Raw genomic sequence first — 20,201 nt, 5'->3', positions numbered from 1 at the left:
TGAAATAATTTATTGTCAAAATAGTCACTTATAAAAACTAACTATTTATTATTTATTGTATTTTTTAAAAAATAAAACCACTGTTATTAAATCCATTAATTTTAAAATTAATGCCAAATAAATAGTTTTATTTATTCCGTTTCTTTAGCAAGATCACAAAATGATCGCCTTCTTTGGTCTCCTTTATCACTTTGACGAATCTAAATTACTCACTAACAATAAGAATTTATTAATATTTATATGTTGCCATGAAAAAATTTCTATGGTGGGGAATGAGCTTTTACTTAAGTATGAGCTTACACACATTTGCTTTTGCTCAAAGCAACTTATCAAGTGTTACTTTTAATCAGCCTTTAAAATATAAGATTGATTTCATAGATCCACGCTTTCATCTTACTAAAGAACAATTTATGCAAATTGGTCAAGAAGCTGCTGAAATCTGGCAGAAAGAAACAGGAAAAACTTATTTTATTTATGATGCTCAAGCAGAGCTTACAATTAACTTAGTATTTGATGATTATCAAGCTGTTCAGAACGAAAAGAAAAGTAATATAAACAATTTATTAGAACAACAGAAAGAATGGCATAAGAAAAATGAAGCTATTCATTTGTTAAAACAACAAATAGATCAGGAAACTGTACTTTTGAATGAAGAAAAACTTCAGCTTAATAATAAATTTGAACAGTATCAGCAAGATGTAACTCTTTATAATCAAGGAAATTTGGGAAAATTCAATCAAGTTGATTTAATCAAACGTCAAACTCAGTTAAATCAACAATCATTAGAGTTAAAAGTTAAATTTATTCAACATAGCAATAAGATAGAAAGTCTTAATTCTCAAATTAAGCAAATAAATCAACAGCAAAGCCTGCTTAATGAAGCTATTAAACAAATTAATTTAGCCACGACTAGTGGTCCAGAAACTTTTCATAAGGGCTTATTCAGTCATAATCAAATTCAGATTTATGGTTTTAGTTCATTCGATGATTTACGCTTAACCCTTGCTCATGAGTTTGGACATGCATTAGGTCTAAAACATACAACCGACCCAAAGTCTCTAATGTATCCTCGTTTAAAAGAGCAAGATATTCATAACTTCAAATTAACAGATTCCGATCTAAATTTATTAGGCTCATTTTATAAATCAAATAGTGAAAACTATTAAAGCTAACCAGTTAAATAAACTAAATAAAATATAAATTAATCAAATTTTACTAATAAATGATTTTTTCAAAGGGTAAAAAATAATGAGACTAAAGTCTCATTTATTTATTCAAATTGTACATTTTTTGATTGATTTTTCACTTTATATTCTTATAATACGTTTTTTTTTAAATCTCCCCCATCAATTATGCGTTTAACATCTTTGTTACTAGGCGTAGCCTTTGCTTTTTCTAATTTTCAGGCCAATGCTCACTTGGCTACTTCTGCAAATACTCAAGTTCAGCAAAAAAATGCTCAACATTTGACATATAGAATTGCTGAAGTTGATCCTCGTTTTGGTTTAAGTCAAGATCAATTGCTTGAGATTACTCAGCAAGCTGCTGATATTTGGAAAGAAGGAACAGGTAAAAATTACTTTACTTATGACCCAAATGCAAAGTTAGAAATTCGTCTTGTATATGACGACAGCCAAAATCGTTCAGCAGAGCGTCAGAAAATCTCTGCTCAGTTTAAACAAGATCAACAACGTATCATTGATGAACAGCAGCAAATTAAGCAGTTGAAGCAAAATTTAAGTCAAACTCAATCTGATCTTGAAAATAAAAAACAGATCTTAAATGAGAAGTTGAAAAATTTTGATCAACAAATGATGCAGTTTAATCAAGGTAAATTAGCACCTGAATACACAGCAAAATCGCTTGGTAAAACTCAGAAAGATTTACAGAAACAGACTGTTGCTTTAAAGAAAGATATTGCTGCTTATAATCAACAAGCTGCAGACTTAAATAAAAAGGTTAATCACTTTAACCAAATTAATGATAAGTTCAATCAATCTTTAAATCAGTTTAAGCAAAATGCACAAGCTGATGTATTTAAGAAAGGCATTTATAACGGTAAACAAATCACAATCTATGAATATAGCTCTATCGATGATTTACGTTTAACGATTGCTCATGAGTTAGGCCATGCGCTTGGTTTGAAACATAGCGATCAACCTGGTGCCTTAATGTACTCAGTTCGCAAAGACAGTGATAAAAAAACTAATGTTTTAACTGACGCTGATCGTGATCTACTAAACGCTTTAACTCAATAATTAGATATGAAACATCAATGATGTATCTATTTTATAAGTAGATACATCGAAATTCATGTCAAAGTCATGTTATTGTGGTTGTAAGAGCTGACTAAAATAGAATGGAGATCAAGATGAGTTATTATCATATCCTGATTGAAGTAAATGACCACATTAGTACGATTGAACAAACTCGAGATATCGAAATATTTGATATTATTGAACTTAAACCGTACCTTCATTCTATTTTGTTGCCTTACTTTAACGAGCAAGAAATTGAGCTTGAAGATGAAAATATTGAATATAAAGATATTTTACATCTTGAAGTTAAGCAAACCTTACTCCCTATCGAGCATTTAATCGAAGAAGAACAAAAGCAGTTGCCAAGTGACACTGATGTCACTATTACTGCTTATGAAATCTTTAATGATCGTGATTTAAGCCAAGATGTCACTTCAGTTATTTTGGACATTTTGGAAGCTGTAAAGCTAGATTAATTCATAGTTTAACTGCTAAATAAAAAGGTCTGCATATGCAGACCTTTTTATTTGGTATCGTTATTACTGCATCATTTTTCGAGCTTGCTCTTGGCGAAATGCACGTAAAATCTGTTGCCCTGCCCGTCCATTTGGATTTAAACCTAAACGAGTTTGTTCCTGACGGATAGCAACGCGAGTTTTATCACCAATTAAACCATCCACAGCACCAATATCATAACCACGATTAATCAAAAACTGCTGAATTTCTCGACGTTCTGCTCGTGAAGTACCAGGGTCATCTGTTGGCCAAGAAGCAACGAATGGTTTACCACCTTTCAAACGATCAGATAAATGTGCAATCGCAAGTCCATAACTTTCTGCTGCGTTATAACTATAAATAGCATCAAAATTTTTAAATACTAAAAAGATTGGGCCATTTGCTCCTGCTGGTGCCATTAAACCAGCAGGCGTATTATCAGACAACGCACCTTGAATTAAAGGTGTACCATCAATTCGGGTTACTCCACGAGCACTCCAGCTACTCAATGATTTTTTAGAGCGACGCCCTTCTCCATCAATTGACATACCTGCTGGGATTTTGACTTCAAAGCCCCATGGCATACCCGTTTGCCAACCAGCTTTATTCAAGAAATTAGCTGTTGATGCCAATGCATCTGCTGTACTAGACACTAAGTCACGACGACCATCACCATCAAAATCAACAGCTAAGCGTTCATAAGTTGATGGCATAAACTGTGTATGACCGAATGCGCCAGCCCATGAGCCTTTAAGCTGATCTTCGGTTAAATCACCACGTTGTAAAATACGCATAGTGGCAAAAAATTCTGTACGAAAATAACTTTGTCGGCGCCCTTCACAACTTAAAGTTCCAAGTGCTTGCAATAAAGGATATTTTCCAGAAATATCCCCAAAATTACTTTCAACGCCCCACACTGCCACAATTGTTTCTGGCGGTACGCCATAAGTTTGAGATGCACGATTTAAAATATCTCGATATTGCGCTAATTTCTGTTTCCCAAGCTCAACACGCTCTTCATCTACAAGACCAGATAAATAGTCCCAAATCGGTGTCGAAAATTCTGGCTGATAATTTAACTTATCAATTACTGAGTAGTCTGGCGTTAAATTTTGTGTATAGCGGTCATAAGTGCTACCTGAAACACCTGCAGCAATCGCTTGCGAACGTAAATTTGCCAAACAACTCTGAAAATTATTATTAGACGTGTAAGTATTGCTATTCGTTACAGGAACAGTCGCATTACTAGATATTGTAGAAGTAGAACCATTAATTATCAGCTCTGCTTGAGCCTGAGTCATTGTCAAAAATATAGACCCAACAATACAAGAAAAACGTCGCATATTATCCTAGTTCAATTTTTAAATTTGTCTTTACCATACCATTATGGACTCAAAATTTTCAGAGAGAAATCGTAAATTTGAATTCATAATTAATTCTTTAAATTCATTTCCAGAGTTTTAAATTCAAATTTTGCATCTAGTTTTGAATTTAAAACTTCTTACACAAGATTAATTGGTTTTTAAATTCAGAAATCTCTCCTGTAGTTTAAATTCAAAATGCTTCTTTAAATTTAAAACTATAAGCCCAATCCATCTGTGGATAACTTATAAAACCACAGCTCTAAACTGCCTCAACCCCTATATTAGCTATGCTCTTCATCATCTTTATATGCTACAACCCCTTCACCACTCAGAGAGATATTTTAAATTTAAAAGTTAGATATAGTTTTGAATTCAAAACACCACCGAGATAACATGCATCTTTTTAAATTCAAAACAAACATAAGCTGATCTACTAGATTTAAATTCAAACTTTAGGTGCTGGGGATAACTTATTTTAAATTCAAAACCACTAAAACACCTTGTTTCATTTTTTAAATTCAAAATAAAAGTCCTCATTTAAATTCAAAAAGCTTAATAAAAGTTATCCACAACAGAACAAGCTTAGATTTTTTAAATTTAAAAGACAAAAAAAGCGATCCAAAGATCGCTTTTTAGAAATTTTAACTTAATTAAATAGTCATATCAGCTGTTAATGCGAGTGGTTCTGGCAAAATTTTCGCTAATTGACGGCATAAATTCGTCAATTCATTACTATCCACAGGCATTAACGTAATGTGACCCAACTTACGACCAGCACGTTCTGATTTGTTATAAAGGTGCAGATGAGCGCCATGTAGTGCTAAAACATCTTCAGTTTTAGGATGCTGACCAATAATATTGATCATAACCGTTGGGCGAACAACGTCTGTTGAACCCAATGGTAGTCCTGCAACAGCTCGAACATGGTTTTCAAACTGTGAACATACGGCGCCTTCAATTGACCAGTGGCCTGAGTTGTGCACACGTGGTGCCATCTCATTTGCACATAAGCCTTGTTCTGTCACGAATAGCTCTAGAGTCAACACGCCAACGTAGTTGAGATGATTCAACAAACGCGTAATGTAGTCTTGAGCAACTGGTTGTAGAGCTTCACTGTTCGGTGCAGGCACGATTGAGTGCGACAAAATACCGTTGTGATGATGATTTTCAGCCAATGGCCAAGTTTTTACTTCACCATTTTGGCCGCGTACTGCAATAATTGAAACTTCGCGAGAAAATTTAACAAAACTTTCAGCAACTAAGCTTTTTGCAGGGCCAAGTTCAGACCAAGCAGTATCAATTTGGTCTTCTGAACGAAGTACAAACTGACCTTTGCCGTCGTATCCACCAGTTGCCGTCTTAAGTACAATCGGCAAACCAAGTTCAGCAACAGCTTTTTTCAAGCTTTCTAAGCTATCTACAGCGCGATACGGCGCAACAGGAATCGCAAGTTCATCAAACAATGCTTTTTCAGATAAACGATTTTGTGCAGTTGCTAAAGCAATACGGGGAGGGTGCAATGTTTTGGTTTGTGTTAAAACATCCACGTCCGCAACAGGTGTATTTTCAAACTCAAGGCTGAAAACATCAGCACTTTCAATAAACTGTTTTAAACCTTGTTCATCTTGGCTAGAAAAAACTTGACCTAGAACACCTGCTGGACAATCTGTATTTGCTTCAAAAAAAGTACATTGAATATTTAATGGTAAAGCTGCTTGCGCCATCATACGGCCCAGTTGTCCACCACCAAAAATACCGATAGTTTTATCCATTTCAGCCTCTTAAACTTGTCCCGGAATGTTGTTGCTTGCAACTTTATCAGTTTGTGCAGCACGGAAATCAGCAACATTTTTTGCGATTTCAGGACGAGTTAAACCTAAGATTTGAGCAGCCATAATCGCAGCATTAGTCGCACCAGCCGGACCAATTGCCAAAGTACCGACTGCGATACCTGCTGGCATTTGTACGATTGAAAGTAATGAATCTACACCATTTAAAATTGATGATTTAACTGGTACACCCAACACAGGTAAGTCAGTTTTTGCAGCACACATACCTGGTAAGTGCGCAGCACCACCAGCGCCTGCAATAATCACTTGAATACCACGATCACGCGCAGTTTCTGCATATTCAAATAAACGGTCTGGAGTACGATGAGCAGATACCACTTCCGCTTCAAATGGGACACCAAGCTGTTTAAGCATATTGGCAGTATGTTCAAGCGTTGCCCAATCGGACTGGGAACCCATGATAATTCCGACTAAAGGTTGGGTATCTGTTGCGACCGCGTTCATTGGCATTTCCAAAGCGTAAAAATGGTAAAAACTCGACTTGCACCAAGCCAAGCATGAGAGAAAAAGATGAGGCCAATATTATAGCTGTTTTTTCACTCACCCCAAAGCCCAAGTTTATGAGGAAAAAGCATGAATCCGATGGATTTAACAACGATCTGTCTGAAAACCCGATTTCAAATAATTTTACTGGCTTCTAAATACAAAATAGACGCAGCCAAACAGGCATAACATGGCCCAAACATAGTCTAATTTAAACGGCTGCTTAAATAGCAACACCATGAATGGCACAAATACAATGAGAGTGACTACTTCTTGGGTAATTTTCATTTCACCCAAGGTCCAGTTTTGATCACTCAAGATTCGAGTTGCTGGAATCATAAAACTATATTCCAGTAGGGCGATAATCCAACCGAATAAAATCGCTTGCCAGAATGGAGCATGGTGCAAAAATTTAAGATGCCCATACCATGCAAGTGTCATAAAACAGTTCGAAATAATTAATAGCACAAAAGCTAAAACCGTTGGGCTCAAAGGCACATCCTTCATCGTCACGATGATTTAAGTATTAATATGGATCAAAAACATTATAAAAGATAAAACTATAATTCAGCTTAAATCTAAAAAATAAAGCTGTACTTTTATGAGTGCCTCAAACACATAGAACAACAACGAATTTTGACTATCTTTTCCAGTTGAGCCTTGCTATCGTTGCTGGCAAATTTATCAATAATGAAAACACAGTAATTCACATTAATACTGTGTACAAAAGCAGTGGAGAAGGCGAGCAATGCATCTGCATATCTTGGGTATTTGTGGCACTTTTATGGGCTCTTTAGCACTTTTAGCTCGTGATTTAGGACATAAGGTAACAGGTTCCGATTCAAACGTTTACCCGCCAATGTCTACCCAGTTAGAAAACGCAGGTATTGAACTCATGCAAGGCTATGATCGTAGTCATTTACAGCCTCATCCAGATTTAGTTATTGTCGGCAACGCCATGAAACGTGGTATTGATGCCGTGGAATACATGCTCAATGAAGGCCTGCCATATATTTCTGGTCCACAGTTCCTTGCTGATCACGTTTTACAAGGCAAACATGTGCTTGGTGTGGCAGGTACTCATGGAAAAACCACGACTACCACCATGTTAGCTTGGGTACTTGATCAAGCTGGTTTAAATCCGGGCTTTTTAATTGGTGGTGTCCCACTTGGTTTTAGTGAAAGTGCTCGTTTAGGCGGTGGAAAATACTTCTGCGTTGAAGCCGACGAATATGACTCAGCTTTCTTTGATAAGCGTTCTAAGTTTGTTCACTATCATCCAAAAACGGCGATTTTAAATAACCTTGAATTTGACCATGCCGATATTTTTGATGACCTAGCAGCGATTCAAAAACAGTTCCATCATCTGGTTCGTACTATTCCAAGTGAAGGCCGTATTATTGCGCCAATTACTGAAACTCATATTGATGAAGTGCTTGAAATGGGTTGCTGGACGCCAGTGATCCGCACAAGTTTAGAAGCAAATGAAAAAGCGGCTTTGTCTGCCGAATTAATTTCAATTGATGGCAGCCATTTTAAAGTCCTCGAAAATGGCAATGTCGTTGGCGAAGTGAAATGGAGCATGACAGGGCAACATAGCGTAGCGAATGCTTTAGCAACTATTGCAGCAGCTCAACATGTGGGCGTTGCTCTTGAAACGGCTTGTGAAGCTTTATCTAACTTTGGCGGTGTAAAACGCCGTATGGAGTTACTCGGTACCGTAAATGGTATTGAGGTTTATGATGACTTCGCTCACCATCCAACAGCAATTGACACCACTTTAGATGGCGCACGTAAACGTTTAGGCGAACGACGTTTATGGGCCATTATTGAACCGCGTTCAAATACCATGCGTATGGGTAGCCATAAAGATGGCTTGGCGCATTCAGCACGCTTAGCAGATGATGTTATCTGGTACCAGCCAGAAGGTTTAGACTGGGATTTACAACCTGTAATTGCAGCTGCATCAAACCGTGCTCAAGTCAGCCGTTCACTTGATGAAATTATTGACCGTATTGTCAATGAAGCAGGTGAGGGTGATGCTGTGGTGATTATGTCTAACGGTGGCTTTGGTGGCTTACATCAAAAACTTTTGAGTGCATTAAAAGCAAAAGCTGCTTAACTTTCTCTCTAGATGATTTAATAAAAAAACGGGTTTCAGTTTGAAACCCGTTTTTTTAGTTTAATGGTTTTTAAACCTGCTTTGGCTCTATATCTTCTATAAATTTATTCGAGATGAATAAACGTAAGGTATAGACGATACCCATTGCAAACACGCTATATCCCACGTTATTACAAATGAACGGAATACATAAAATAATAAGCGCGGTAATAGGATAAAACCATTTAGAAATTCCAGCTAAACATTCAAACTCGTATAACATCCATATACAAGTGGTATAAAGCACTACACTTACTGCGACAATTACACCCATATATAAATCAGAGATATGTGCATGATGGGTAGTAACATCCACGGCGGCGGCAAGCGCAGCACCTACGGCAGCAATACTCACAAAAACAAAATAATGGCCATAACCCCATACAAATGGACGCACACCTTTAAAATGATGATGTTGTTCACTGCGATCAAAGTAAGCCCACCACATTGCAAACATCAACATTAATCCGCCAATCATTAAAAAAACAGCCGGAATATTGATAGATTGAGCCGCAAGCGCATCACGTATGGCATTAAAACTACCTACAATTGATTCGCCCAAAACAATAATGGTGAGGAGAGCATAGCGCTCTACAATATGATGAGGGTGCCACGGCGTAGGCGAATGTTTTTCTGCATAGATCGGAACGAATAACTCGAACACAACTAGACATAAAAATAGAGGTATAGAAAGGACATGAGCAAAGTTAGCTACAAGCCAACCAATTTGTACCAAGACTATACCGATCGCATAGCGGTAAGCCGTAACTCGCCGTTCAGGATCATGTTTTGCTGCTCGGAGCCACTGGGTGACTAAAGCCAAGCGCATAATCACATAGCCCACAATAATGATGTCAAAATCCTGACTACGAAACACATCAGGAATACCTGCGGCCATCACCAATGAACCTACAATCTGTACAAAAGTAAGGCACCGATACAATGCATCATCATTATCGTAAGCTGAAGCGAACCATGAGAAATTCATCCATGCCCACCACAGCGCAAAAAACACCATTAGGTAGCTTGGCAGTGCATGCCAGAGATGATTTTCAATAATCGCGTGGTGTAACTGCTGACCTGCTGTTGCAATCGCGACCACAAAAATTAAATCGAACAATAATTCGAGGGGAGTTGCTGCTCTATGCGGCTGTTTAGGATCTCTTGGAGATAAAGGCCTCAAACTTAATTTTTTCTGTTTTTCTTGAGTAGTCATAAAATAACGTTCTCGAATAAAGTGCCAACACGTTAACACTTTAATATTAACCACCAGATCACGCATTAAAAATTATTTAGGTCTGCTGATTAATCTTTACTCATTAGCAAACTATATTTCATTTTTGTGACAATTCTTTATCAAGACAATAGGTTTAATTCTTTATCATAGCTCACGTTTTTTTGTTCTTGTTTGGAATATGAATGTCTTTAGAAACACTCAACCTTAGCTTATTCCATGTCATAAATGGTGCTCAGGATGCGAGTCAATTTATCATTCGTCTTGCTATCTTTTTTGCTAATGATCTCCTCTATATCCTGTTATTCATCCTTACATTTTTATGGTTTTATGGCGATCAAGATTTAAAAAATAGGGTCATTAAATCTGTCTTTTTAACCTGCATATCACTTTTAGTGGGTTATGTTATTTCTTTGTTTTATCACCATCCAAGACCATTTGTAATGGGTATGGGCACCACCTTTATTGAACATGCACCAACAGCGTCTTTTCCAAGTAATCATATGCTGATTTTCAGCACCATCGCGTTGTCTTATTTGTTTGCTCAGCGCAAAATGATTGGAATGATTCTGTTATTTTTGTCATTTGTGGTGGCGTGGTCACGTATTTATTTAGGTGTGCATTTCCCTTTAGACATGTTGGGGGCTTTTATTGTCGCGCTTCTGGTCAACACAGCAGGTTATTACTTCTGGAATGCTTACGGTACAAGTTTGACCGCATTCTTTATTCACCTTTACCAGATTATATGCAAACCGCTTTTAGACCGCGGTTTGATTAAATAATGCGTAGATCTTTTTGGGATTAAAAGCACCCTCTTAAGTTCAGTTGCGTAATACAAAAAAATCTGCCATTCTATATGAAATTGGATAGGTTTTATCCAATACAGAATTTAGTTTGACAAGGGGAGTAGCCTCCTCCAAACATAACAGCAATGTTATGTGTCAGATATCGTCAATACACTTTTATTAAAAAGTCGGTATCTGAGCATCGTGAAATTCATGATGTAGGCAAGACCTTGATCATGTTGATACAGATGTTTAATTCATCTGGCAACTGGTCGAGGTTTTTTTATGCCCAGTTGCCGGATGTATGGAGGATTTATGGAAACAATCGGCAATTTATGGCTGTACGTAGCATTCTTTGGCATAGTCATTGTCATGCTTCTGATTGACTTCTTGGGCTTTAAGCAAAAACAAGGTCAAGATGTCTCAATTAAGCAAGCTGCTTACTGGAGCGTGGCGTGGGTAAGCGTTGCAGCCTTATTTGGTGGTGGTTTATGGCTCTACCTACAACAAACGGTTGGGGTGACCTTAGCAAACCAAAAAACCATGGAATACTTTGCGGGTTACTTACTCGAAAAATCCCTCGCAATTGACAACGTTTTCGTCTGGTTAATGATTTTTGCGGCGTTTGCTATTCCAGCTGCGCTACAACGTAAAATTTTGCTCTACGGTGTATTAGGCGCGATTGTACTGCGTACCCTTTTTATTTTTATTGGTGCATGGTTCGTACAAGAGTTCTCTTGGGTGCTTTATATTTTCGGTGCGTTCTTGGTATATACAGGCTTTAAGTTCTTAAAGGGCCAAGAAGAAGAAACCAATATCGAAGACATCAAAATTTTAAAATGGCTACGTAAGCACATGCGTATTACCCCACAGCTTGATGGTGACAAATTCTTTGTACGTCAAAATGGTTTATTGTGGGCAACGCCGTTATTTCTAGTGTTGATTTTGGTTGAAGCTTCAGATGTAATTTTCGCGGTAGATTCTATTCCTGCTATTTTCGCTGTTACTAGCGATCCGTTTATTGTTTTAACGGCGAATTTAATGGCAATTTTAGGTTTACGCGCAATGTTCTTTTTACTTGCTGGCGCTGCTTCTAAATTGCATTACTTACCGTATGGCTTAGGCATCATCTTATTGTTCATTGGCGCGAAAATGTTGTTGCTTGATGTATTCCACATGCCAATCTGGATCTCGTTAAGCTTTATCGTAATAGTGTTAGCAATTACTGCTTATCTCTCTTTACGACACAACAAAAAGCAATTGCAGTCTTAACTCATCACAACAAGGCATCTACATGTGAGATGCCTTGTCATTTAAATATTTAAAATAGGCTGTACTTTAAAAAAGCAGATTAATATCATATGCCAACCTAAAATTTATCTTTCCTAATCAGAAACATAATAGATAACAGCGATTCGGTTTTTATGCCGAACATACTTATTAAAATGTGTGGAGTCTCATGCGTTCTAAAAAAATTAATCTTGTCGTGGTCCCTTTATTACTCACGGCATGTAGCCATAATGATGGTCCTTTAGTACAAGATATATATAACAACCAATATGACTGTGCTCGCGACTGGAATAACGAAACATGTAAACAAGAAAATAGCTCAAGTGGACATGGTTCTAGTTATGTCGGTAGCCGCTATTTAGGTCCTGCGTATTATCGAAATAATCGGGAAGTTTCTTTTCACGGAAATACCTTACATCCTTACAGCAATTTGAGTGTAGGTCATCCCATTATTTCAAGTACGGCGAAAAGCGCATCTTCTTCATCCCCAATTCGTGGGGGTTTTGGTCGTAGCGGCTTCTCTTTCGGCGGCTAAATTCTCAGGCATTCACTTAATATGAAAAGAAAAATATTTACTCCACGACCAGACTGGCAAGTGGAGCATCAAAATATTGGTTTTGATTATTTTAATTTACCTTCTCTCGATGGCTCAATTTACTGGTCTGAAGGGGTTGCTTATGAATTTACGCTTAAGCAGATTGAAAAACTTGAAGATGCAGCAAATGAGCTGCATCAGATGTGTTTATCGGTAGTAGGAGACCTCATTCAACGGGGCGACTATCCTGCTTATTTTCAAATTCCTGAAGTCGCCATAAACCATATTGAACATTCGTGGAAACAAAATGCTCCGATGCTGTATGGCCGCTTTGATTTCGCTTACGATGGGCGAAATATCAAAATGCTGGAATATAACGCCGATACGCCGACTGGCTTACTCGAAGCCTCTGTTGCACAGTGGCTGTGGATAGAACAAGTCTCAGGCATTGCAAATCGAGACCAGTTCAATAGTATTCATGAAGACCTGATTAAACGCTGGAAGACAATTTTACCGCGTGGTAGCCATGTGCATTTTGCTGCCTGTCAGGAAGCGGGAAGGGAAGACTGGGGCAATTTAGAGTACTTGATGGATACCGCTTATCAAGCTCATCTACAAGTTTCCGAGCTTTCTATGGAGAACATAGGTTGGAACGGGCAAGATTTTGTTGATCTCCATAATCAGCCCATTCAAAACATATTTAAACTCTATCCATGGGAATGGATCTGGGAAGAAGCATTTTCTCAATATATCCATCCACAAACACAGTGGATTGAACCTTGCTGGAAAATGTTACTTTCAAATAAAGCGATTTTGGTTGAGCTTTGGAAGCGTTATCCAAACCATCCATTATTGGTTGAAACCCATACCTATGACCCGCAACAAGCTTTGTCCGGTAAATGGGTGAAAAAGCCGATTTTGGCAAGAGAAGGGGCCAATATTCGAGTTTTACAAGACGGCCATGACCAAGGTGCAGCTTCTGGTAGCTTTTATTTTGATGACTATGACAAATATGGTTATGTCGTACAGAAATGGGTAGATACCCCATTATTTTCAGGGCAACTGCCTACACTCGGTTTATGGATGGTTGGACATCAATGTACAGGCATGTCTATTCGTGAAGATTGCTACGACATTATTGGTAATGATGCTCACTTTGCAGCACATTATTTTGTCGAGTGATAAGCGCATCGATATATAAAAAAGCACTTTTTAAGTGCTTTTTTATTGGGTCTTACTTGCGATCAATTAGTGCATTTTAAGTAAACAGCGAATAATGAGCTTTCATTTTTAAAGTTAAATTAGAACAAAAATTCAAAAACACAATAATATAAATTTATGTATTTTAATAAATTTTTCCTTATTTTCTTTATTAAAAATCAATATTGGCAAGCTCTTTGCATCTCCTAAAAAGAAAAAAGCCTAGATTTTAAGGGCTCGCGAGAGCCCTGATTTTTTTTAAGGAGTGATGCCATGAATGCTATTCCAACTTTAACGCCACTTACCATGCCGTGTAACAGCAGTTTTGAAGGAAAAGATTGGGAAATTTTATCAAGTCACTGGTATCCGGTTGCGCGTATTCAAGATGTCTCTACAGCACCTCAACGCGTCACGCTACTAGACGTCAACATGGCCCTTTATAAAACAGAAAGTGGCGAAATTCATCTGGTTCGAGACATTTGCCCACATCGTGGGGTTCCATTAACCAAAGGTTGGGTCGATGGTGAAGAAATTGTGTGTCCCTATCATGGTCTACGCTATAACACTGAAGGGAAATGTACCCAAATACCAGCTCAACCCGAGTTAACCAAAATTTCTGATCGTTTTTCTCTGACCAAATTTCCTGTTGTTGAACGATATGGTCTGATTTGGACCAGTATTCATGGTCGTGATGTTACTCAAGCCAATATTCCTGTATTAGATACTTGGGACCATGCAGAGCATCAATCAATTTTACCGCCTTTTGTCGATATTGGCGGTTCTAGTGGTCGTCAACTCGAAGGATTTATCGATGTCGCTCATTTTGCGTGGGTGCATCACAATGCCTTTGCCAGTCGCGATAATCCCGTTGTCCCTAAGTACCACACCGAACGCACCGCCCACGGCTTAAAAACAGTCTATATCAGCAATGTCAGTAACTATCCACACGAACTAAAACATCTCGAACCAGAAGGCTTTTTGTGGAAGCGCACCTTTGAGGTCTATCCACCTTTTTCAGCTGTACTTACGGTCGATTTTCCAGAAGGTGGAGTCTTAAAAATCTTAAATGCCTGTTGTCCTGTTTCAAGCAATAAGACCCGTTTATTTGTCCCACTCACGCGTAACTTTGACCAAACTGGCGATTTAGAAAAGGTATATGCATTTAATGCGCAAATTTTTGCTGAAGACCAAGAGATGATCGAATCACAAAAGCCAGAAGACCTTCCGCTTGATTTAATGATGGAAGCACATTTTGAAGCAGACCGTTCATCAACGACTTATCGACGGATTTTGGCAGAATGGGGACTAAGTAAACGTTATACCGTTTAAATCTTGGCTAACTGGGGTACAATCAATCGAAAAAAGTGAAAATATAAAGGCTTTCCATGTCATTGATCGCAAATACCACCGTTGTACGTGGTCGTTTTTTAGATATTCAACAAACTGTCTCTGAGCCAACTGATATTCCAAATCAAGTGCGTTATTTAGAAGATGGTGTATTGATTAGTGAACATGGAAAAATCAAATGGTTTGGTGCATGGGAAGAAGCTCAACAGCATCTTCCTACTGGAGTTGAGGTTCAACATTACCCAGAACAATTGATTGTACCCGGCTTTATTGATACCCATATTCATTTCCCGCAAACAGAAATGGTTGGAGCATATGGTGAACAACTTTTAAGTTGGCTTAATACTTATACTTTCCCAACTGAAATCCAGTTTCATGACAAAGCATATGCAAGTGAAATTGCCCAGTTCTTTGTTCAGGAACTCTTAAAACACGGTACAACTACAGCCCTCGTTTTCTGTACAGTTCATCCCGAGTCTGTTGATGCCTTATTTGAAGCCGCAGAACGCGTTCAGATGCGTTTAATTGCCGGTAAGGTACTCATGGACCGCAATGCCCCTGAAGCGCTGTGTGACACGCCAGAAACAGCTTACAGCGACACTAAAGCACTCATTGAAAAATGGCATGGTAAGGGCCGTGCTCTCTATGCAATTACGCCACGTTTTGCGCCTACTTCTACACCTGAACAATTAGAAAGAGCAGGGCAGTTAAAACAAGAATTTCCGGATGTTTATGTCCATACGCATTTAAGTGAAAACAAAGATGAAATCTCATGGGTGAAATCTTTATTTCCGGAACAAGCTGGCTATTTAGATGTTTATCAACACTATGGTCTTACTGGTAAACGTTCTGTGTTTGCGCATTGTGTTCACTTAGAAGATCAAGAATGGCAATGTATGCATGATACGCAGTCAGCTATCGCATTTTGTCCAACATCGAACCTATTCTTAGGCAGTGGTTTATTTCCATTGAAAAAAACATGGGAAAAACAAGTGAAGGTAGGCTTAGGTACAGACATCGGCGCGGGTACATCATTCAGCTTACTGCAAACCGTTAATGAGGCTTATAAGGTTCAGCAATTACAAGGCGATAAACTCTCAGCTTATGAAGCTCTTTATCATGCCACGCTAGGCGGAGCAAAAGCACTTGATTTGCAAGACCAGTTAGGCAATTTTAACATCGGTAAAGAAGCAGATTTTGTTGTATTGAATCTTAAGCCAACTGCATTACAGGAACTTCGCCAGTCTAAATCTAAATCTGTTGAAGATTCACTGTTTGCATTATTCACCTTAGGTGATGACCGTAATATTGAGGCGACTTATATTTATGGAAAACGTGCTTATCAAAAAGAAACAGTCCAGTAAAAAAGGTATTGTTAAGTTTTTGTTATTATTTGGAATATGTGCTCTTGCATTAAAGCGTGATCGATATATTCCGCAAAATGATAAAATTTCATAGCCATCAAAGGGTGCATGAAACGTCATTTTGCTTTAAAATTTTACCATTAACTCAGTTTTTCGAGGTGTTGCAGGTCAACACCTTTTTTATTTTTTCTTTTATATCTTGTAGGAATCTGCCATGACTGTTGCAATGAGCATCATGATTTCAACCGAAGAAATTCAAGCAAAAGTCAAAGAGCTCGGCGAGCAAATCAATTCTCACTATGCAAATAGTGACAAAGAATTGGTTCTGATTGGTCTACTTCGTGGTTCTGTTATTTTTATGGCAGACTTATGCCGTACCATTACCAAACCACACGAACTCGACTTCATGACAGTGTCTAGCTACGGCGGTGGTACCACTTCAAGTCGAGATGTTAAAATCTTAAAAGATCTTGACGGTGAAATTCGCGGTAAAGATGTGCTTGTGGTTGAAGACATTATCGACTCAGGCAACACCTTAAGCAAAGTTGTGGAAATGTTGCAAACTCGCGAACCAAATTCAATTCAGCTATGCACATTAGTGAGTAAACCGTCTCGCCGTGAAATTGATCTTGAAGTTAAATTTTTAGGTTTTGAAGTAGAAGACAGATTCATTGTGGGCTATGGCTTAGATTACGATCAAAAATATCGTCATCTGCCTTTTATTGGTGAAATTGGCCTATAAATTTCATAAAAATAGCACCATAAGGTGCTATTTTTTTATATAACGTTTTAGCTTTGAACAAAAAAGACACAAAAAGTCGCAATCTGCTACAGACAAAACAGACAGCTCTGTCGCACGATAGAATATGAAGCAAAATCATTAACTTCATCAAAAAAACAACTGGAGAACAAATATGTGGTCACTTATTGTTGCTATTGTGGTTGGTTTCTTCGCTGGCTTAATTGCTCGTGCTTTGCATCCAGGTGATGATAAAGCAGGTTTCATCGTTACGACTTTGATTGGTATTGCAGGTTCACTTCTAGCCACTTATGGTGGTCGTTTGCTTGGGCTTTACGGCGAAAACTCAGCTGCAGGCTTTATCGCTTCCGTGATTGGTGCAGTCATTATTCTATTCATTTACAACTTGATTGCCCGAAAAAGCTAAACTTTAATTCGTTCATAAAAAAGCACCTTGTGGTGCTTTTTTATAATTTATAGGCCTAACTCTTTCCAAACTTCCTGAATTTCTTCAGCAGACCTTGCACCTACTAGTTTAAAACCGTTTGCAAAAATTAGGGTAGGAGTAGCATTAAAACCTAATTTTTTACCCAACTCTAAGTTACGATCAATTGGGTTTGCGCAGCTCGCAACTGTTGGTTTTACACCTTGTTCAATCAGTTTCTTCCAAGAGTATGACTGGCTCGGTGCACACCAAACTTGTCTCGAAACGACAATAGACTGAGGTTTTAAAGGGTAAATAAACGTGTAAATTGTTACATCTTTAAGTTTATCAAGTTCAGGTTCAAGCTTTTTACAGTAAGGACAATTTGGGTCAGAAAATACCGCTAAAACATGCTGACCGTTACCTTTGACTGTTTTAATGGCATCTTTTAAAGGCAATTGTTTCCAATCAATTGAGTTTTGTCCTAAAACCAAATCTTTGGTTAAATTCTTCTGGTCCTTTAAGCGAATCATAGAACCTACCAACATATGCTGACCATCTTCACCCAGATAAATAATTTGTTGATCGAGATTGGCGCTATATAGTCCTGGCATTTCGGTTTTCTGAATATTGCTAATTTTCAAATTAGGATATTGTTTTTTAATATTTTCCCGAACAGTATCTACATTAGCGAAGCTCAAACTTGTAGTTAAGCTAAATAATGCCAATATTCCTATTTTTTTAAGCATAAAACCGACTCATTGGTAGGAGAGGAGATCATTTTAATCAGTTCAGCTCATGAAAACAGAACTGATTACCGAGTTATAACCAAATTCCCACATCGTTATGCTTATGTTTCACGTGGAACATAAGTCGCTTTTAGAAAGTCCTTCAACCTGATTTTGATCATGACGTGATACACTATGATCGTGTATAAAATTCAAACCCAATATACTCCCTACCAGTATATTGAATTATTAAGAGAAAACAGATGAGTCACATTGGTCAGGATAAAAAAATTCTTAATCGTGTAAAACGACTAAAAGGGCAAATCAACAGCATTGAAAATGCGATAGAACAACCAGAATCATCATGCATTGATATTTTGCAGCAAGTTGCGGCCATAAAAGGTGCAATAAACGGTTTAATGAGTGAATTGATGGAACAACACTTACACCACCATGTACTTCAAGGTGCAGAAGTCGATCAAAATGAGTTAGATGAATTTTTAAAAGTTTTAAAGAGATACGGCTGAGAAAAGTACTGGATGACATAACACTCTATATCATCCAGTTTTTTATTATTTTCCAATACAGAACGAACCAAAGATTTTGCCGAGTAGGTCATCAGCACTAAAGTCACCTGTAATCTCACCTAAAGCATTTTGAGCAAGACGTAATGATTCGGCAACAAGCTCACCAGCGTTAAATACAACAAGTTGCTCACGTGCTTCTGAAAGATAGAGCTGTGTGCGCTTCATTGCGTCTAAATGGCGTGTTCTTGCAATAAACGTATCTTCCTCAGGGTGAAAGCCTGCATGAGCTGTAATCGCATCTACGAGGCCTTGTACGCCCATCTCTTGTTTTGCCGAAACGGTAATATGACGGAAACCTTGAAAATCAGTAATTTCAGCTACCTGTCCAGTTAAGTCGCATTTATTACCAATTAACATTAAACGACGTGGTTCAATATGTTCAGCGAAATATTCTTGAGCGAGTTTTAAGGGGTCGTCGCCTTGATTTAAATCATAAACTAACAACAATAAATCAGCTTGTTCAATTTCTTTAATTGCTCTACGAATCCCTTCTTTTTCAACGATGTCACCTGTTTCACGAAGACCAGCGGTGTCTGTTAAGGTAATTGGCAGACCATTTAAGCTAATTTTTTCATGCAAAACATCGCGAGTTGTGCCAGCAATGTCCGTCACAATAGCGCGTTCTACACCAGCAAGCGCATTTAATAAGCTCGATTTACCCGCATTCGGTTTACCCGCAATAACAACTTGCAAACCTTCACGTAAGAGTTGCCCTTGTCGTGCAGAAGTTTGAACCGCATGTACCGACTGCTGGACATCTTCCAGTAAAGCTAAAATCTTACCATCTGCTAAGAAATCGATTTCTTCTTCAGGAAAATCAATCGCAGCTTCGACATGTAATCGTAAATGGATCAGTTTTTCTAAAACCGTATTAATTTTTGTTGAAAATGCGCCCTGTAAAGAGCGAACAGCAGAGCGTGCCGCAGCTTGAGAGGTTGCATCAATCAAGTCAGCAATCGCTTCTGCTTGTACCAAGTCCATTTTGCCATTTTCAAAAGCTCGCATGGAGAACTCACCAGCTTTTGCAGCAATTGCACCTAGCTCAAATAAACGGCCAAGAAGAGCATTTTGAATGACTGGACCGCCATGTCCCTGTAGCTCGACAACATCTTCACCAGTAAACGAATGCGGATTTGGAAAGCACAAGACAATCCCTTCATCCATGATGCTTCCATCAGCATCATAAAACTTACGAAAAACCGCCAGACGCGCTTCAGGCAAGTTTTTTTGCGTCAGCTTTTGAGCAATTTCATAGGCCTTAGGTCCAGATAAGCGAATCACGCCCACTCCACCACGCCCTGGCGGCGTTGCAATTGCAGCAATTGTGGTTTGACTTTGCATATTATTCACCTAAAAA

The 20,201-nt window shown here is 38.1% G+C and carries 19 protein-coding genes and 1 pseudogene; 13 read left to right on the top strand and 7 right to left on the bottom strand.

Annotation, left to right across the window (positions count from 1 at the left end; translation table 11 throughout):
* The first annotated feature begins 248 nt into the window (after positions 1 to 248).
* From AC1PJ9_RS03280 to AC1PJ9_RS03270, 3 genes and pseudogenes are all read left to right on the top strand, one after another.
* Entirely contained in the window at positions 249 to 1,166 is a 918-nt protein-coding gene (locus tag AC1PJ9_RS03280; RefSeq protein ID WP_311087021.1) for a matrixin family metalloprotease, read from the top strand.
* Positions 1,167 to 1,248: 82 nt separating this feature from the next.
* Positions 1,249 to 2,258, top strand: a pseudogene (locus AC1PJ9_RS03275) (M57 family metalloprotease).
* A 101-nt stretch (positions 2,259 to 2,359) separates the two neighbouring features.
* Positions 2,360 to 2,734, top strand: coding sequence for a hypothetical protein (locus tag AC1PJ9_RS03270; RefSeq protein WP_311087022.1), 375 nt, complete (start codon positions 2,360 to 2,362; stop codon positions 2,732 to 2,734).
* A gap of 63 nt (positions 2,735 to 2,797) precedes the next feature.
* Here the strand turns inward: AC1PJ9_RS03270 and AC1PJ9_RS03265 are convergent, their stop codons facing one another.
* The 4 genes from AC1PJ9_RS03265 to AC1PJ9_RS03250 form a co-directional block, all read right to left on the bottom strand.
* Positions 2,798 to 4,096 carry a lytic murein transglycosylase gene (locus tag AC1PJ9_RS03265; RefSeq protein WP_311087023.1) on the bottom strand — a complete coding sequence of 433 codons (1,299 nt, stop codon included), beginning with the start codon at positions 4,094 to 4,096 and terminating at the stop codon, positions 2,798 to 2,800.
* A gap of 671 nt (positions 4,097 to 4,767) precedes the next feature.
* Positions 4,768 to 5,889: a 5-(carboxyamino)imidazole ribonucleotide synthase gene (locus AC1PJ9_RS03260; RefSeq protein WP_032041595.1), complete on the bottom strand. Its 1,122-nt coding sequence runs from the start codon at positions 5,887 to 5,889 to the stop codon at positions 4,768 to 4,770.
* Between the two features lie 9 nt (positions 5,890 to 5,898).
* Complete coding sequence (gene purE, locus AC1PJ9_RS03255) at positions 5,899 to 6,411, bottom strand: 5-(carboxyamino)imidazole ribonucleotide mutase (protein ID WP_000994663.1); 513 nt, start codon at positions 6,409 to 6,411, stop codon at positions 5,899 to 5,901.
* Positions 6,412 to 6,594: 183 nt separating this feature from the next.
* Positions 6,595 to 6,957, bottom strand: coding sequence for a DMT family protein (locus AC1PJ9_RS03250; protein WP_004711246.1), 363 nt, complete (start codon positions 6,955 to 6,957; stop codon positions 6,595 to 6,597).
* 241 nt (positions 6,958 to 7,198) lie between these two features.
* Between AC1PJ9_RS03250 and mpl the strand changes: the two genes are divergently transcribed.
* Positions 7,199 to 8,572 carry a UDP-N-acetylmuramate:L-alanyl-gamma-D-glutamyl-meso-diaminopimelate ligase gene (gene mpl, locus AC1PJ9_RS03245; protein WP_311087024.1) on the top strand — a complete coding sequence of 458 codons (1,374 nt, stop codon included), beginning with the start codon at positions 7,199 to 7,201 and terminating at the stop codon, positions 8,570 to 8,572.
* 70 nt (positions 8,573 to 8,642) lie between these two features.
* Here mpl and AC1PJ9_RS03240 read toward each other — a convergent pair whose 3' ends face one another.
* On the bottom strand, positions 8,643 to 9,893 hold the full coding sequence (locus AC1PJ9_RS03240; protein WP_233930763.1) for a low temperature requirement protein A: 1,251 nt from the start codon (positions 9,891 to 9,893) through the stop codon (positions 8,643 to 8,645).
* 137 nt (positions 9,894 to 10,030) lie between these two features.
* On the opposite strand from AC1PJ9_RS03240, the gene AC1PJ9_RS03235 reads away from it, so the two are divergent.
* The 8 genes from AC1PJ9_RS03235 to AC1PJ9_RS03200 all read left to right on the top strand — a co-directional run bounded on the left by AC1PJ9_RS03235 (position 10,031) and on the right by AC1PJ9_RS03200 (position 17,532).
* The gene (locus AC1PJ9_RS03235; RefSeq protein WP_311087025.1) at positions 10,031 to 10,627 is read left to right on the top strand and encodes an undecaprenyl-diphosphatase; all 597 of its coding nucleotides are present in this window, start codon (positions 10,031 to 10,033) and stop codon (positions 10,625 to 10,627) included.
* Positions 10,628 to 10,945: 318 nt separating this feature from the next.
* Complete coding sequence (locus AC1PJ9_RS03230; RefSeq protein WP_005120728.1) at positions 10,946 to 11,902, top strand: TerC family protein; 957 nt, start codon at positions 10,946 to 10,948, stop codon at positions 11,900 to 11,902.
* 187 nt (positions 11,903 to 12,089) lie between these two features.
* On the top strand, positions 12,090 to 12,455 hold the full coding sequence (locus tag AC1PJ9_RS03225; protein WP_311070323.1) for a hypothetical protein: 366 nt from the start codon (positions 12,090 to 12,092) through the stop codon (positions 12,453 to 12,455).
* Between the two features lie 21 nt (positions 12,456 to 12,476).
* Positions 12,477 to 13,637: a glutathionylspermidine synthase family protein gene (locus tag AC1PJ9_RS03220; protein WP_311070324.1), complete on the top strand. Its 1,161-nt coding sequence runs from the start codon at positions 12,477 to 12,479 to the stop codon at positions 13,635 to 13,637.
* A gap of 291 nt (positions 13,638 to 13,928) precedes the next feature.
* Positions 13,929 to 14,984 (top strand): Rieske 2Fe-2S domain-containing protein, encoded by a 1,056-nt coding sequence (locus tag AC1PJ9_RS03215; protein WP_311087026.1) that lies wholly within the window; start codon positions 13,929 to 13,931, stop codon positions 14,982 to 14,984.
* Between the two features lie 56 nt (positions 14,985 to 15,040).
* Positions 15,041 to 16,366 carry a guanine deaminase gene (guaD, locus tag AC1PJ9_RS03210; RefSeq protein ID WP_311070326.1) on the top strand — a complete coding sequence of 442 codons (1,326 nt, stop codon included), beginning with the start codon at positions 15,041 to 15,043 and terminating at the stop codon, positions 16,364 to 16,366.
* Between the two features lie 214 nt (positions 16,367 to 16,580).
* Entirely contained in the window at positions 16,581 to 17,108 is a 528-nt protein-coding gene (gene hpt / locus AC1PJ9_RS03205) for a hypoxanthine phosphoribosyltransferase (protein ID WP_002051884.1), read from the top strand.
* A 172-nt stretch (positions 17,109 to 17,280) separates the two neighbouring features.
* Complete coding sequence (locus AC1PJ9_RS03200) at positions 17,281 to 17,532, top strand: GlsB/YeaQ/YmgE family stress response membrane protein (protein WP_000269732.1); 252 nt, start codon at positions 17,281 to 17,283, stop codon at positions 17,530 to 17,532.
* Between the two features lie 47 nt (positions 17,533 to 17,579).
* Here the strand turns inward: AC1PJ9_RS03200 and AC1PJ9_RS03195 are convergent, their stop codons facing one another.
* Positions 17,580 to 18,278 carry a DsbC family protein gene (locus AC1PJ9_RS03195; RefSeq protein ID WP_311070327.1) on the bottom strand — a complete coding sequence of 233 codons (699 nt, stop codon included), beginning with the start codon at positions 18,276 to 18,278 and terminating at the stop codon, positions 17,580 to 17,582.
* 242 nt (positions 18,279 to 18,520) lie between these two features.
* On the opposite strand from AC1PJ9_RS03195, the gene AC1PJ9_RS03190 reads away from it, so the two are divergent.
* Entirely contained in the window at positions 18,521 to 18,784 is a 264-nt protein-coding gene (locus tag AC1PJ9_RS03190; RefSeq protein ID WP_100291111.1) for a metal/formaldehyde-sensitive transcriptional repressor, read from the top strand.
* 45 nt (positions 18,785 to 18,829) lie between these two features.
* Here AC1PJ9_RS03190 and mnmE read toward each other — a convergent pair whose 3' ends face one another.
* On the bottom strand, positions 18,830 to 20,185 hold the full coding sequence (mnmE, locus tag AC1PJ9_RS03185) for a tRNA uridine-5-carboxymethylaminomethyl(34) synthesis GTPase MnmE (RefSeq protein ID WP_311087027.1): 1,356 nt from the start codon (positions 20,183 to 20,185) through the stop codon (positions 18,830 to 18,832).
* Positions 20,186 to 20,201: the final 16 nt, after the last annotated feature.

Source organism: Acinetobacter sp. 70_2 (assembly GCF_056736115.1).
The sequence above is the reverse complement of the archived record's forward strand: the minus strand, read 5'-3'. Positions and strand labels throughout refer to the sequence as shown.

Coding starts and splice junctions, on each gene's coding strand:
- AC1PJ9_RS03280 (WP_311087021.1), top strand. CDS start 249: ATGAAAAAATTTCTATGGTGGGGAATGAGCTTTTACTTAAGTATGAGC.
- AC1PJ9_RS03270 (WP_311087022.1), top strand. CDS start 2,360: ATGGAGATCAAGATGAGTTATTATCATATCCTGATTGAAGTAAATGAC.
- AC1PJ9_RS03265 (WP_311087023.1), bottom strand. CDS start 4,096: ATGCGACGTTTTTCTTGTATTGTTGGGTCTATATTTTTGACAATGACT.
- AC1PJ9_RS03260 (WP_032041595.1), bottom strand. CDS start 5,889: ATGGATAAAACTATCGGTATTTTTGGTGGTGGACAACTGGGCCGTATG.
- purE (WP_000994663.1), bottom strand. CDS start 6,411: ATGAACGCGGTCGCAACAGATACCCAACCTTTAGTCGGAATTATCATG.
- AC1PJ9_RS03250 (WP_004711246.1), bottom strand. CDS start 6,957: ATGAAGGATGTGCCTTTGAGCCCAACGGTTTTAGCTTTTGTGCTATTA.
- mpl (WP_311087024.1), top strand. CDS start 7,199: ATGCATCTGCATATCTTGGGTATTTGTGGCACTTTTATGGGCTCTTTA.
- AC1PJ9_RS03240 (WP_233930763.1), bottom strand. CDS start 9,893: ATGCGTGATCTGGTGGTTAATATTAAAGTGTTAACGTGTTGGCACTTT.
- AC1PJ9_RS03235 (WP_311087025.1), top strand. CDS start 10,031: ATGTCTTTAGAAACACTCAACCTTAGCTTATTCCATGTCATAAATGGT.
- AC1PJ9_RS03230 (WP_005120728.1), top strand. CDS start 10,946: ATGGAAACAATCGGCAATTTATGGCTGTACGTAGCATTCTTTGGCATA.
- AC1PJ9_RS03225 (WP_311070323.1), top strand. CDS start 12,090: ATGCGTTCTAAAAAAATTAATCTTGTCGTGGTCCCTTTATTACTCACG.
- AC1PJ9_RS03220 (WP_311070324.1), top strand. CDS start 12,477: ATGAAAAGAAAAATATTTACTCCACGACCAGACTGGCAAGTGGAGCAT.
- AC1PJ9_RS03215 (WP_311087026.1), top strand. CDS start 13,929: ATGAATGCTATTCCAACTTTAACGCCACTTACCATGCCGTGTAACAGC.
- guaD (WP_311070326.1), top strand. CDS start 15,041: ATGTCATTGATCGCAAATACCACCGTTGTACGTGGTCGTTTTTTAGAT.
- hpt (WP_002051884.1), top strand. CDS start 16,581: ATGACTGTTGCAATGAGCATCATGATTTCAACCGAAGAAATTCAAGCA.
- AC1PJ9_RS03200 (WP_000269732.1), top strand. CDS start 17,281: ATGTGGTCACTTATTGTTGCTATTGTGGTTGGTTTCTTCGCTGGCTTA.
- AC1PJ9_RS03195 (WP_311070327.1), bottom strand. CDS start 18,278: ATGCTTAAAAAAATAGGAATATTGGCATTATTTAGCTTAACTACAAGT.
- AC1PJ9_RS03190 (WP_100291111.1), top strand. CDS start 18,521: ATGAGTCACATTGGTCAGGATAAAAAAATTCTTAATCGTGTAAAACGA.
- mnmE (WP_311087027.1), bottom strand. CDS start 20,185: ATGCAAAGTCAAACCACAATTGCTGCAATTGCAACGCCGCCAGGGCGT.